The organism is Thermoleptolyngbya sp. M55_K2018_002, from assembly GCF_015295965.1.
GTDB classification, from domain to species: Bacteria; Cyanobacteriota; Cyanobacteriia; order Elainellales; family Elainellaceae; genus Thermoleptolyngbya; species Thermoleptolyngbya sichuanensis.
Genome location: NZ_DVEA01000156.1, coordinates 1 through 12,057, shown reverse-complemented (window position 1 = coordinate 12,057; position 12,057 = coordinate 1). Strand labels below are relative to the sequence as shown.

Genomic DNA, 12,057 nt, shown 5'->3' with positions numbered 1-12,057 from the left:
GTCATTCCGCTGCCGCAGGCGGGCGATCGCCTCTGGTTCACCATCGATAGCCAGCACTCGCCACCCCCGGCGCAGCAGTTCCACGGTGTCGCGCCCGTCGCCGCAGCCCAAGTCCACTGCAAACCGAGGCAGGGGGTTGGGGTCTTGGGCAATGGAATCCAGCGCTCGGGTCAGGGTCGTCCGGGGAGGCCGCCCTTCCACTGCTTGATAGTATTGCTGCCAGCGGGTTTCAAAGTTCATTGCTGCCTCCGCGGCTGAGGACAGATCGCCCATCGGCCAACGCTTTAAAAAGTCACACATGGGGGTTGGGCTGGCTAGCCCCTCCGAAGTGCAAGGATTCGAGGACAGGTTTCGAGATCGGGGGTCGGGGTGGCAACGGTAAGGCCGATCCAGCGATCGATCGCCTCGGAGTCCCACCCAGCACGGCGATCGCCCTCCACCTCCAGCAGCGGGCGGCGGATCAGCAAGGGGTTCAGCACCATCAGTTCTAGGGCAGTGTCCGCATCCAGTTGGGCAGGCACGACCACCCCAGAGGCGATCGCCGGAGCGCTAGCGTTGAACCACTGGGGCACAGACAGCCCAGCAAAGAAGGGGCGCAGGCGATCGCAGGTCCACGGCTCGGTCAGCAGGTTGCGGGCGATCACCCGATGCCCTGCGGCTTCCAACAAACGCTTTTGGCGGGCGTTGTTGAAGCAGCCTGGCTTTTCGTAGAAGGTGACTGTGGCCATGGGGAACCTCGTGGATGGGTGGGGTTGGGTCGGGGTCTGCGGGTAGGCTGGGGGAGAGGGGGTTAGCGGGCGATCGCCGGAAAGTCTGCCTTCAAAATCTCCAGCCAGTTGGCAATGCGCTGGTCAGTTTTCTCACTTTCGTTTACCTCATCCAAGGGCAGCCCCACAAACTTGCCGTCGCGGATAGCGGTGGACTTTTCAAAGGTGTAGTCTTCCGCAGAAACCGCCCCGACGATAGTGGCTCCTAGCGCCTTGAACTGGTCGTATAGAATGCCCAAAGCCCCAACAAAATGCTTGCTGTGACCTTCACAATCGCCGGGGCCAAACAGGGCAATGGTCTTCCCCGAAAAGTCGGGCTTGTCCATTTCCATGTCGAATATGGGTTCGCGCCAGTCGTTCTGCAATTCGCCCGCCCCCCAAGTAGAACAGCCGAGGATCAGGTAGTCATACTGGAGCAGGTCATCTACGCTGTCGTAGTCGGTCTCCATACTGTAGAGGTCGCAGCGGTCTTCACCAATCGCATCTCGAATTTTTTCAGCAATTTCTTCGGTAACGCCAGAAGTGCTGCCGTAGAAAAGTCCAATATCTGCCACGGGTTTACTCCTTGAAAACAGGTAGAAGGTAAAGAGAATAGTTTGGGTACTATCTACTTTGTAGGGCCACTATCTTTCTAAATTTTGACGGCTGTTTCTTCCCTCCAAATCAGATTGGGGGCCGACCAGTCGCACGTAGATCGCGCTCACCAGCACAGGCGGCAAGGTAAGATGTCCGTCTTCGGTGCGAATCATGAAGTTGGGGTGGCGCTGGGTAACGGCAATGGTTTTTCCCTGATTTAAACCAAGGGATTGCAAGTGAGAAAGAATTTGGGAATCGGTCTGGGTGAAGCGAGCAATCGTGCCGCGATCGCCCACATTGAGAACCTGCAAAGCCGCTCCTGCAACTGTAAATCGATTAAACATAGACGCAACTCCAGCGAAAAGATTGGGTCAACCGTAGGCTGCATCCACGGAGCAATGCACCCCCTCAATCGTCAAATTAAATATGCCTCCATATGGGTCTTAATCGTGCAGTCCGATCGCGGATACGATGAGCAAAGTACGATAAAGCCCTTGGCGATCTGCTCGTCGTCTAGAAAAGACTGCTCCTCCTGATTAACCTCGCCTTCGACCAATTTGCCAACGCAGCTAGAGCAAGCGCCCGACCGACAGGAGAAGGGTAGGTCAATGTCGTTCTCTTCTGCCGCGTCAATGATGTAAGTGTTCTCATCCACCGGAATGGTGACATCAATATTGCGCTTCTTGTTGATTAGACGAACTTGATAGGTTTTCGTCATGGTAGGACTCCTTTGAGGGGCAGTTTGTGGATGTTGAATTTTGAGTGCTGAGTCAAATTCCTGCATTCAAGCCTAAAAACGCAGCCCAAAAACTCAATGCTCAAAGCCTTTAACTACAGGGCACTTAACTACAGGGCACTCCAGCAGGGCTGCAATTGCCCGCCGCCTGGAACGATTTGCCGCAGCCGCAGGTGGCAGTGGCGTTGGGGTTGGTAAACTTAAACCCACTCTCTAGCAAGCTATCGATGTAGTCCACCACAATGCCGTCCAGCAGGGGCCAGCTCGTGGGGTCCACAAAAACCTTCAAACTGCCCGATTCCACAACCCGATCGTCGGGCTTGGGAGCGTTGGCAATTTTAATATCGTACTCGTAGCCGTTGCAGCCGCCGTCTTTCACCGCCAAACGAACGCCGCGTTCGGGAGTGTAGTCCGGCGTACCGCGTAGGAAGGTACGCAAGCGCAGTTCGGCGAGTTCGGTAATCGTGATAGTCATAGCAAATGGATAGGTAAGACTTGGATGGGTAAAAGGGTAGATGAATTTTGGATTGGCGATTCTGGATTTTGGCAGTGCTGCTGTAGAACAGGCACTGCCCACCGCTACCTCAAGGTGGATCGCGAGAAAAGGTCATGGGCTACCTCCTCGCCAGGGTTACGGGAATAGTGCGATCGCCCTTTGCCTTCACCCCACCGCACACCGGACAATCCGGGTCGTGGTAGGCACGGCGTTTGGCAAACTCTGCCCGCGCCAGATCCATAGTGAGGAGTTGACCCAGCAGCGGCTCGCCCAGGCCAGTGACAAGTTTGATCGCCTCCAGGGCCGCAAGGCAAGCCAGAGTGCCCGACACCGCCCCCAGCACCCCAAAGCCCCAGCGATCCCACTCTGGCTTTTCGGGAAACAAGCACGACAGGCAGGGGGTTTTCCCCGGAATCACAGTGAGCAAGTAGCCCTCCATTGCGTTCATCGCCGCTTCCACCATCGGCTTGCCCCAGCGCACACAGGCGGCGTTGAGCAAATCGCGCTCTTTGAAATCAAAGGCACAGTCTAGGGTGATGTCTGCCCGCTGCACCAGACCATCGATGTTTTCAGCAGTAACATACTCGCACACCGCTTCAATCTCAATATCCGGGTTAAAGGCGGCTAAGGTCTGCTGGGCCTTGAGCACCCTGGGCCTACCTACCCAGTCATCGGTCATTAGCACCTGACGATTCAAGTCATCCCGCTGGAGGTCGCCCCCCCGCACCAAAATCAACCGCCCCACCCCCGCCGCTGCCAGATACAGCGCCGCTGTGCCGCCCAGTCCGCCCACCCCAGTCACTAGGGCAGTAGTGGACTTCAGTCTTTCCTGTGACTCTTGGCCAAAGCCAGGGAGCTGCATTTGACGACGGTAGCGATCGCGCTCGGTAGGTGAGAGCATAGCGTAGAGTTGCGGCATGGCAGGGAGATAGAAAGGTAGGGATGGAAAATTTTGAGATTGCAGTTTGAAGCTTTGACTGAAATTCACAGTTCAAACCTGCAAATTCAAAATGTCTTACTCGACTTCAATTTCAGAGAGAAGGACGACATTTTGGGGTTTTTTGTTGAAAACTTTGAACAGTTTTTGCTGAAGAGGCGACGAGGTTTGGAACAGGCTGTAAGCCTCCTGCAACAGTTCTCGGTACTGCTTAAAGGTGGCATCATTTGCCATATCTGGATTTTCGACCCCCTTCTCTTGCATCAGTCGGGAGAATTTTTGCAAGATGTGCAGTCGGTTGACATTGAGAAACTGCGGGTCGTAAGGCAGTCCAAAAAACGCAAAGTAGTCTTCGGCCTGGGTAATTTCATTAAAGGTCGTTACTTTGGAACTCATTGGGCTTGCTCCAGGGTGTGCAGTTGTTGTTTCAAGTCGCGCAGTTGGCAATAGACCTCGTAGGTGCGGGCTGCCGCATCGGGCAAAAGATCTAAATCGGCGGGCAGACCTTCAGCAATATCGTGCAGATCCATCTTGAGTTGCCCAGCTTTGCTATTGAGCTTTTTGATTTGGGCCTTGAGAGCGTCAATGGTAGAAGAGTCAGTAGTTAGCATTGGAGACTGTCGATTGGGAATTTCGGATTAGGCAAGAGATTAGGCAAAACAAAAATTGAGAGTTAGCGATTGGGGATTTGGATAATTTTTAGAATCAGAAATGTCACGAATTAGCCACGCATTCCTCCCGGCTCTGCCAGCATCTTTCCAGCCAATCCACCCGTTCCTGGCGAGAGCAGGAAAACTGAAACAGGGCACTGCGAACTAGCAATAGCGCCAGGGCGTGGTTGACCTCTACCCGAAGAGTGCCATCTGCCGGGCAAGCGCAGGGGACATTCAAATCTCGCAGGCGGTGGAAGATCGACCAGCGATCGCATCGGTTCACTGAAATCACTTGTCCCCAACCGGAGACAGAAGAAGACGAGTTCATGGCACTAGCTCCACGGGGATAGGGGCAGACTGTCTAAGTTGGCTCACCTGAGTTTCCAAGGTTTCGATGCGATCGAGTAGGGCGCGGATCGTCCTCGCTTCAGCATCGGGCAGTTGGGCATGATCCAGGGGAGCGGTGGCAGTGTTGCAGCGGCAGACGTTGCGGCTGGGCACACCAACCGCAGTGCAGTGGGCAGGCACCGATTGCAGCACCACCGCCCCGGCCCCAATGCGGGCGTAGTCGCCAAGGGTAATGTTGCCAAGTACCTTGGCCCCGGAACCAATCACCACATGACTGCCCACAGTGGGATGGCGCTTGCCAGTCTCTTTGCCAGTGCCCCCCAAGGTGACTCCCTGGTAAATCAGGCAGTAATCCCCCACGATCGCCGTCTCACCAATCACCACGCCCATGCCGTGGTCAATGAAGACACCCCGGCCAATCTGGGCACCGGGATGAATGTCGATGCCCGTGAAAAAGCGGCTGAGGTGGGCGATAAACCGGGGCAGAAAAGGGATGCCGCGATCGCGCAGTTCGTGGGCTAGGCGATGGGCGGCCAGGGCGTGCAAACCGGGATAGCAGCACAGCACCTCCAGCCAATGGCTTGCCGCCGGATCGCGTTCAAAGATGATGGCAAAGTCCTCTCGTAAAGCGGCCAGAATGGGCAACCGCTTGGGGATATCGACCGAAGGCTGGGTAAAACCGCGAGAAAAAGAGAGAAACATAGCTCCAGTGGAGGCGTTTTGTTTCTCTGCTTATAGCAACGACTTCAAGACTGACAGTTGAGGGCTAACTCATCCAGATGACTAAACCAATTACGACTGCACTCAGTCCCAAATCCCTTATCGATCCAGGGGAAAAAGTTTTTGATGGCTAAGGGGACAGGTATTTCTCATGTCGGAAAGACGCATTTTTACCCCTGGGTTCAAGCATTATGTACTCACCAAAAAGTCTGACTCAGCAAAGGCTTTGGATGATTTAGGAAGTGGGTCAGGATTCTGTCAGTTATGCACTCAAGATAGGGGCTTCCAAGCCGATAATCGACCTTTAACACAAAAAACTGTAGCAGATTTATCAGAAGCTCCTCTATTGAATTCAGAAATCCTTAACATCTGTTGCCCTACATCTGTTGCCCTTGAAGAAAGTAAGCCAACTAATGAACCGTCTGACAAACCATCTGAATATCTGAAGTCTGCTTCTATCTCCCTAACCCCTGAGAGACGCAGAGAACTGAAATTTCAAAGTCCCTCTCTAAGGGAGATTTGGGATTGAGGTTGCCCAGTTATCCAAGTCGGCAAACCCATCACGCTCTGGGCAGCCAAAACATTTCTTAACTCACTAAAAGTAACGTTGATGACCATTACGCCAAGCAGACAGCCAAGATCGATACAGTTTAATATTTGGCACTTGAAAACAACGCTTCATTCTGTAGTAAATGATGCCAAAATGTGAGCTTTGAGTACTCAGAAACCTCGGCTCGTTAAAGCGTTAGACCAATGCTAAATCCTTTCTCCAATGGGCACTTCATCTGAGTACAGAAATACAGCATTCGACTATTGAAATACCAGCATTGCTCTTGGGAAATACTAGCCCCCCACCCTGCCAAAAAAGATCAGGGTTTCTGTAATCCGGGTGTCTGGCAGTTAAGTACACCGCTAATCATTCAATCAACTCTACCGGGACAAGCGACCAAAGTAGCAAAATTCCCGTTGCTATAACTCTTTCAACGCCGAACACCCCAGCGTTACTCGATACCTGAAAGGGTACTCCGCAGATGGCAACGTCAACCCCAGCTTGGTTAAAGCTAATAACTTTGACACGTTGCCCTGTCAGTACCTAAACAGCAATCGAACGGCCCACCGATTTCCTCGCGACACCACCCACGCAGGGAAATCGCCTTTATCAGCACGTCGCTGGCTGATAGATTCTGCTCCCCTAAGGGCACCCACCAGCCAGCGACGGAAATTCTCCAGTTCTTGTCTGGCTGCGCCGCCATGCGTTCCAACCCTGCCCTATCCACCCCCCTACCTCCCCAAACCCATGACGCCACCGCCATCCTCTGCCCTGACCTCCGCGCCCACCGCGACGCCCGATCTGGACATTACCCTGACCAAGACCAAAACCGTGGTCAAACCGGCGGGCGGCGGCTGTAGCACGACCGCCTCTGGCTGCACCACCAAGACCGATGCCGCCCTCAGCGAGAGCTTGCAGGCCCGCATTGAAAAGCACCCCTGCTACAGCGAAGAGGCTCACCACCACTATGCCCGGATGCATGTGGCAGTAGCCCCCGCCTGCAACATCCAGTGCAACTACTGCAACCGCAAGTACGACTGCGCCAACGAGAGCCGCCCCGGCGTGGTCAGCGAACTGCTTACTCCCGAAGAGGCCGCCCACAAGGTCTTAGTGGTGGCGGGCAAAATTCCCCAGATGACGGTGCTGGGCATCGCTGGCCCGGGCGATCCCCTGGCCAACCCCGAAAAAACCTTCCGCACCTTTGAGCTGATCGCCGAGCAGGCCCCCGACATCAAGCTCTGCCTGTCTACCAATGGCTTGATGCTGCCGGATTATGTGGATCGCATCAAAGCGCTAAATGTCGATCACGTCACCATCACGATTAATATGGTGGACCCCAGCGTGGGCGAGAAGATTTACCCCTGGGTTCACTACCGCCGCAAGCGCTATCGGGGCCTTGAGGGGGTACGCATCCTCCACGAGCGGCAGATGGAGGGATTGCAGGCTTTGAAAGAGGCTGACATTCTCTGCAAGGTCAATTCCGTACTGATTCCTGGCATCAACGACGAGCACATGCCCGAAGTGAATGCTGCCATTCGGGAACGGGGCGCATTCTTGCACAACATTATGCCGCTGATTTCGGCCCCGGAACACGGCACCTACTTTGGACTGAACGGGCAGCGCGGCCCTAGCCCCAAGGAACTGAAGCAGGTGCAGGATAACTGCGCTGGCAACCTGAAGCTGATGCGCCACTGTCGCCAGTGCCGGGCCGATGCCGTGGGTCTGCTAGGGGAAGACCGCAGCCAGGAATTCACCAAGCAGAAGTTTATGGAAATGCCTGTGGACTACAGCCTGGAAACCCGCCAGGCGGTGCATCTTAGCATTGAGCAGGCCAAGGCTGCCGTTGCTGCCAAGAAGCAGTCTGCCGCTCGCATCCCCGGTGAGCGTTCGGAGGATTCGCCCAAGGTTCTCGTTGCTGTGGCCACCAAGGGCGGCGGCATCGTGAACCAGCACTTTGGCCACGCCAAGGAATTCATGATCTACGAGGTGGATGCTGCCGAGGCCCGATTCATCAGCCATCGCAAGGTGGCCGATTACTGCCAGGGCGGCTATGGCGAAGAGGCGATGCTGACGGGCATCATCGACACCATTGCTGATTGTAAGGCGGTATTGGCCTCGAAAATTGGCCCCTGCCCCAGCAAGCGGTTGCAGGAAGCGGGCCTAGTAGTGGTCGAAGACTACGACGTGATCGAGACCGTGGCCCGCAGGTTCTACGACGAGCATGTGTTGAAACGATAGGTCTGGCCCTCACCCCTAGCCCCTCTCCCTAGGGGAGAGGGGAAACCGGAGCGGCCCCACCCCAGTGCGTCAGTGTTCATGTCAAAGCGATCGCTCGATCTCCCTAGGGGAGAGGGGAACCGGACCGAACCCACCCCTAGCCCCTCCGAGGAGGGGAACCGGACCGAACCCACTACCCCACCATCCCTTCCACCCGCCCACCCCTGGAGGCTCCCATGCCCTACACCATCACCCAGAGTTGTATCGGTTGTCAGCGTTGCCTCTCCGCTTGCCCCACCGGGGCGATTCAGACCGATGGCACAAAATTCTGGATTGCGAGCGATCGCTGCAACCAGTGTCAGGGAACCTACGGGGTGGCCCAGTGCTGGGCTATCTGCCCTACTAACGAGGGCTGTGTGCCGCTGACCAGTGGTGCGGCGGCGGTGCCATTGTCCTCATCGTCAGAGCGATCGCCCGACTACTGGGAGGCCTGGTTTGCCACCTACACCCGCATGGTGGCCAGGCTCCGGGGGTTGCAGGAGTCGAGCTATTGGCACCACTGGTTTGACACCTATTCGCAGGCTTTGAAGCGATTGCAAACGTCCCATTGACCCTCACCCCCAGCCCCTCTCCCTCAGAGAGAGGGGAGCCGGAAGTATAATCCCCAATCCAAAATTCCCAATCCCAAATTCCCTAACTGCTATGGTCACTTATCTCGACAACAACGCCACCACCCGCACCGACCCCGACGTTTTGGCGGCGATGCTGCCCTACCTGAGTGAGCTATACGGCAACCCGTCGTCGATGCACAGCTTTGGCGGCCAGGTAGGGGCGGCAATTGAAACCGCCCGGGAGCAGGTAGCAGCCCTGCTGGGGGCCGAGCCGACGGAGATTATCTTCAATAGCTGCGGCAGTGAGGGCAACAACACCGCCATCCACGCTGCCCTGGCGGCCCAGCCGGAGAAGCGCCACATCATCACCACAGCAGTCGAGCACCCGGCGATTCTGGCGGTGTGCAAGCACTTGGAGAAGCGGGGCTACACCGTTACCTACCTCTCCGTGGACGGGCGCGGCGAGCTGGATCTGATGGAACTGGAGGCGGCAATGACCGGCGGCACGGCCCTAGTCACTACGATGTATGCCAACAACGAAACCGGGGTGATTTTCCCGGTGGAGCAGATTGGGGCGATCGCCAAAGCCTACGGAGCCGCCTACCACGTCGATGCCGTGCAGGCCGTCGGCAAGGTGCCTATTGACCTGTCCACCAGCCCCATCGACCTGCTCACCCTCTCGGGCCACAAGCTCCACGCCCCCAAGGGCATCGGCGCATTGTACGTCCGTAAAGGCTTCCGCTTCCGTCCCTTTTTGCTGGGGGGCCACCAGGAGCGGGGCCGCCGGGCGGGCACCCACAATGTGCCGGGTATCGTGGCCCTGGGCAAAGCGGCGGAACTGGCCCAGATCCATCTGGCCCACGTCGAGCGCGAGGCCGAACTGCGGAATCTACTAGAACACGGCATTTTGACCACTATCCCCGATACCGTAGTCAACGGCGGCGGTGCCCCCCGGCTGCCCAACACCACCAACATCGGCTTCAAGTACATCGAAGGGGAAGCCATCCTGTTCATGCTCAACCGCGAGGGTATCTGTGCTTCCTCCGGCTCCGCCTGCACCTCCGGCAGCCTCGACCCCTCCCACGTGCTGACGGCCATGGGGCTGCCCCATACCATCCTCCACGGCTCCATCCGCTTCAGCCTTTCCCGCTACACCACCGAAGCCGAAATCCGCCAGGTGCTCACCGTCATGCCCGAAATTGTGGAACGCCTGCGAGCCCTATCGCCCTTTAACAACGATCAAGTGGAGTGGTTGCAAGAGCGAGATTTAGCCGTTGCAACCTAAGGCAATTTTGGGTTCTAGATTTTGGATTTTGGATTGCTTGCTTCATCCAAAATCGCCAACCCAAAATTCCTGCCGACCCACCCCGTCCTCCGGACACCCCTCCCAGGAGGGGACCGCCCCACCACAATCCAAAATCGCCAATCCCAAATCCCCAATTCCTTCATTCCCCCGAAACTGCCATGTGGGACTATTCCGAAAAGGTACTCGAACTCTTCTACAACCCCATCAACCAGGGCACCATCGATGACCCACAGGAACCCGATGTGGCGGTGGTCTACGGCGAAGTGGGCAGCATTGCCTGTGGGGATGCCCTCAGGCTGCACCTGAAGATTCAGCAATCCACCGACAGCATTTTGGATGCGCGGTTCCAGACCTTTGGCTGCACGAGTGCGATCGCCTCCTCCTCTGCCCTGACCGAAATCATCAAGGGCAAAACCCTAGACGAGGCATTGCACATCACCAACCAGGACATTGCCGACTTCCTCGGCGGCCTGCCGGAAGCTAAAATGCACTGCTCGGTGATGGGCCAAGAGGCCCTAGAGGCGGCGATCTACAAGTATCGCGGCATCGAAGTGGAGCACCACGAGGACGACGACGGCACCCTGGTCTGCACCTGCTACGGCATTAGCGAGAAGAAGATCCGCCGGGCGATCGCCGAAAACCGCCTAACCACCGTAGAGCAAGTCACCAACTACGTCAAAGCCGGGGGCGGCTGCGGCTCCTGCCTAGCGGACATTGAGGACATTCTGCTGGAAATTCAACACTCGGCAGAATCCGTAAAAGTTGCCCCCGCCCTCGCCCCGGAAAAGGAGCAGAGCATCCAAGCCTTACCTTACTTACCTTACCCCTCCACCCCCCTCACTAACCTGCAAAAAATTACCCTGATCCAGCAGGTGATCGACACCGAGGTGCGGCCCCTCCTGCTGGCCGACGGCGGCGATGTGGAACTGCACGATGTGGAGGGCGATCGCGTCTTGGTCAAGCTCCAAGGGGCGTGCGGCTCCTGCCCCAGCAGCACAGAAACCCTGAAGTACGCAATCGAGGCCAAGTTGAAAGATCTAGTCTTGCCCTCCCTCATCGTCGAAGCAATCTAATTTCAACATCCCATAGGCTCTCCCCAAAATCCAAAATCACCAACCCCAAATTCCTAACTCCTCCTCTCCCCCATGCACCCCTCTATCCCCCGCGCCGGGCGCGACCCGCCGGCCCTCCTCCAGGCCCCTGCCTGATCCGAATTGACGAACGTTTCATTACCCCTCGATCCGAAATCAAACCCAAGGAGAAATCCCCCCATGCGACAGATTGCATTCTATGGAAAAGGCGGCATTGGCAAGTCCACCACCTCCCAAAACACCTTGGCCGCCATGGCCGAAAAGGGCCAGCGGATCATGATCGTCGGCTGTGACCCCAAGGCCGACTCCACCCGCCTGATGCTCCACAGCAAAGCCCAAACCACCATCCTGCACCTAGCTGCCGAGCGTGGCGCAGTGGAAGATTTGGAACTGGACGAGGTGCTGCTCACCGGCTATCGCGGCGTTAAGTGCGTCGAGTCCGGCGGCCCCGAACCCGGTGTCGGCTGTGCTGGACGGGGCATCATCACCGCCATCAACTTTCTAGAAGAAGAAGGCGCATATGAAGACCTAGACTTCGTCTCCTACGACGTGCTAGGCGACGTGGTCTGCGGCGGTTTCGCCATGCCCATCCGGGAAGGCAAAGCCCAGGAAATCTACATCGTGGTGTCGGGCGAAATGATGGCTATGTACGCGGCCAACAACATCGCCCGGGGCGTGCTGAAATATGCCCACTCCGGCGGCGTGCGCCTGGGCGGTCTAATCTGCAACAGCCGCAACACCGACCGGGAAATTGAGCTGATCGAAGCCCTGGCCGCCAAGCTCAACACCCAGATGCTCCACTTCGTACCCCGCGACAACGTGGTGCAGCACGCCGAACTGCGCCGCATGACGGTAAACGAGTACGCCCCCAACAGCAACCAAGCGAAGGAGTATGCCCAACTAGCTGACAAGATCATCAACAACAAGAATCTCACCATCCCCACTCCCATTTCGATGGACGAGCTAGAGGAGTTGCTGATTGAATTCGGCATTCTCGATGGTGATGAAGAGTACCAGAAGGCTCTGGAGGCCGACAAGGCCCTGGCAAC

16 protein-coding genes are annotated in these 12,057 nt (G+C 56.7%); 5 read left to right on the top strand and 11 right to left on the bottom strand.

Going from position 1 to position 12,057, the window contains the following annotated elements; genetic code table 11:
• The 11 genes from IGS51_RS07695 to cysE form a co-directional block, all read right to left on the bottom strand.
• On the bottom strand, positions 1-240 hold a 240-nt coding region (locus tag IGS51_RS07695; protein WP_297077736.1), incomplete at its 3' end, for a trans-aconitate 2-methyltransferase.
• Positions 241-314: 74 nt separating this feature from the next.
• The gene (locus IGS51_RS07690) at positions 315-728 is read right to left on the bottom strand and encodes an ArsC/Spx/MgsR family protein (RefSeq protein ID WP_297077735.1); all 414 of its coding nucleotides are present in this window, start codon (positions 726-728) and stop codon (positions 315-317) included.
• A gap of 62 nt (positions 729-790) precedes the next feature.
• Positions 791-1,321 (bottom strand): flavodoxin, encoded by a 531-nt coding sequence (locus IGS51_RS07685; protein ID WP_297077733.1) that lies wholly within the window; start codon positions 1,319-1,321, stop codon positions 791-793.
• 69 nt (positions 1,322-1,390) lie between these two features.
• Positions 1,391-1,687 carry a FeoA family protein gene (locus IGS51_RS07680; RefSeq protein WP_297077731.1) on the bottom strand — a complete coding sequence of 99 codons (297 nt, stop codon included), beginning with the start codon at positions 1,685-1,687 and terminating at the stop codon, positions 1,391-1,393.
• 71 nt (positions 1,688-1,758) lie between these two features.
• Complete coding sequence (locus tag IGS51_RS07675; protein WP_068516893.1) at positions 1,759-2,061, bottom strand: 2Fe-2S iron-sulfur cluster-binding protein; 303 nt, start codon at positions 2,059-2,061, stop codon at positions 1,759-1,761.
• A gap of 124 nt (positions 2,062-2,185) precedes the next feature.
• Positions 2,186-2,554 (bottom strand): iron-sulfur cluster assembly accessory protein, encoded by a 369-nt coding sequence (locus tag IGS51_RS07670; RefSeq protein WP_297077728.1) that lies wholly within the window; start codon positions 2,552-2,554, stop codon positions 2,186-2,188.
• 139 nt (positions 2,555-2,693) lie between these two features.
• Entirely contained in the window at positions 2,694-3,494 is an 801-nt protein-coding gene (locus IGS51_RS07665) for a HesA/MoeB/ThiF family protein (RefSeq protein ID WP_297077726.1), read from the bottom strand.
• Positions 3,495-3,590: 96 nt separating this feature from the next.
• Positions 3,591-3,908, bottom strand: a complete 318-nt coding sequence (gene nifW, locus IGS51_RS07660) for a nitrogenase-stabilizing/protective protein NifW (RefSeq protein ID WP_297077724.1) — start codon at positions 3,906-3,908, stop codon at positions 3,591-3,593.
• Positions 3,905-4,123 carry a CCE_0567 family metalloprotein gene (locus IGS51_RS07655; RefSeq protein ID WP_297077722.1) on the bottom strand — a complete coding sequence of 73 codons (219 nt, stop codon included), beginning with the start codon at positions 4,121-4,123 and terminating at the stop codon, positions 3,905-3,907. The genes nifW and IGS51_RS07655 overlap by 4 nt, the downstream gene beginning before the upstream one ends.
• A 103-nt stretch (positions 4,124-4,226) precedes the next feature.
• Complete coding sequence (locus IGS51_RS07650; protein WP_297077720.1) at positions 4,227-4,493, bottom strand: Asr1405/Asl0597 family protein; 267 nt, start codon at positions 4,491-4,493, stop codon at positions 4,227-4,229.
• Complete coding sequence (cysE, locus tag IGS51_RS07645) at positions 4,490-5,215, bottom strand: serine O-acetyltransferase (RefSeq protein WP_367279285.1); 726 nt, start codon at positions 5,213-5,215, stop codon at positions 4,490-4,492. The genes IGS51_RS07650 and cysE overlap by 4 nt, the downstream gene beginning before the upstream one ends.
• Positions 5,216-6,530: 1,315 nt before the next feature.
• Between cysE and nifB the strand changes: the two genes are divergently transcribed.
• The 5 genes from nifB to nifH all read left to right on the top strand — a co-directional run.
• Positions 6,531-8,021 carry a nitrogenase cofactor biosynthesis protein NifB gene (gene nifB, locus IGS51_RS07640; protein WP_297077718.1) on the top strand — a complete coding sequence of 497 codons (1,491 nt, stop codon included), beginning with the start codon at positions 6,531-6,533 and terminating at the stop codon, positions 8,019-8,021.
• 215 nt (positions 8,022-8,236) lie between these two features.
• Positions 8,237-8,611, top strand: a complete 375-nt coding sequence (locus tag IGS51_RS07635; protein WP_297077716.1) for a DUF362 domain-containing protein — start codon at positions 8,237-8,239, stop codon at positions 8,609-8,611.
• Positions 8,612-8,702: 91 nt separating this feature from the next.
• A complete protein-coding gene (gene nifS / locus IGS51_RS07630; RefSeq protein WP_297077714.1) occupies positions 8,703-9,896 on the top strand; it encodes a cysteine desulfurase NifS in 1,194 nt (397 codons plus the stop codon).
• A 179-nt stretch (positions 9,897-10,075) separates the two neighbouring features.
• Positions 10,076-10,990, top strand: a complete 915-nt coding sequence (gene nifU, locus IGS51_RS07625; protein WP_297077712.1) for a Fe-S cluster assembly protein NifU — start codon at positions 10,076-10,078, stop codon at positions 10,988-10,990.
• A 198-nt stretch (positions 10,991-11,188) separates the two neighbouring features.
• On the top strand, positions 11,189-12,057 hold an 869-nt coding region (nifH, locus tag IGS51_RS07620), incomplete at its 3' end, for a nitrogenase iron protein (RefSeq protein ID WP_297077710.1).

What these genes read in the sequence shown, in the direction of transcription:
- IGS51_RS07690 (WP_297077735.1), bottom strand. Translation starts at nt 728, where the DNA reads ATGGCCACAGTCACCTTCTACGAAAAGCCAGGCTGCTTCAACAACGCC.
- IGS51_RS07680 (WP_297077731.1), bottom strand. Translation starts at nt 1,687, where the DNA reads ATGTTTAATCGATTTACAGTTGCAGGAGCGGCTTTGCAGGTTCTCAAT.
- IGS51_RS07675 (WP_068516893.1), bottom strand. Translation starts at nt 2,061, where the DNA reads ATGACGAAAACCTATCAAGTTCGTCTAATCAACAAGAAGCGCAATATT.
- IGS51_RS07670 (WP_297077728.1), bottom strand. Translation starts at nt 2,554, where the DNA reads ATGACTATCACGATTACCGAACTCGCCGAACTGCGCTTGCGTACCTTC.
- IGS51_RS07665 (WP_297077726.1), bottom strand. Translation starts at nt 3,494, where the DNA reads ATGCCGCAACTCTACGCTATGCTCTCACCTACCGAGCGCGATCGCTAC.
- nifW (WP_297077724.1), bottom strand. Translation starts at nt 3,908, where the DNA reads ATGAGTTCCAAAGTAACGACCTTTAATGAAATTACCCAGGCCGAAGAC.
- IGS51_RS07655 (WP_297077722.1), bottom strand. Translation starts at nt 4,123, where the DNA reads ATGCTAACTACTGACTCTTCTACCATTGACGCTCTCAAGGCCCAAATC.
- IGS51_RS07650 (WP_297077720.1), bottom strand. Translation starts at nt 4,493, where the DNA reads ATGAACTCGTCTTCTTCTGTCTCCGGTTGGGGACAAGTGATTTCAGTG.
- cysE (WP_367279285.1), bottom strand. Translation starts at nt 5,215, where the DNA reads ATGTTTCTCTCTTTTTCTCGCGGTTTTACCCAGCCTTCGGTCGATATC.
- nifB (WP_297077718.1), top strand. Translation starts at nt 6,531, where the DNA reads ATGACGCCACCGCCATCCTCTGCCCTGACCTCCGCGCCCACCGCGACG.
- IGS51_RS07635 (WP_297077716.1), top strand. Translation starts at nt 8,237, where the DNA reads ATGCCCTACACCATCACCCAGAGTTGTATCGGTTGTCAGCGTTGCCTC.
- nifS (WP_297077714.1), top strand. Translation starts at nt 8,703, where the DNA reads ATGGTCACTTATCTCGACAACAACGCCACCACCCGCACCGACCCCGAC.
- nifU (WP_297077712.1), top strand. Translation starts at nt 10,076, where the DNA reads ATGTGGGACTATTCCGAAAAGGTACTCGAACTCTTCTACAACCCCATC.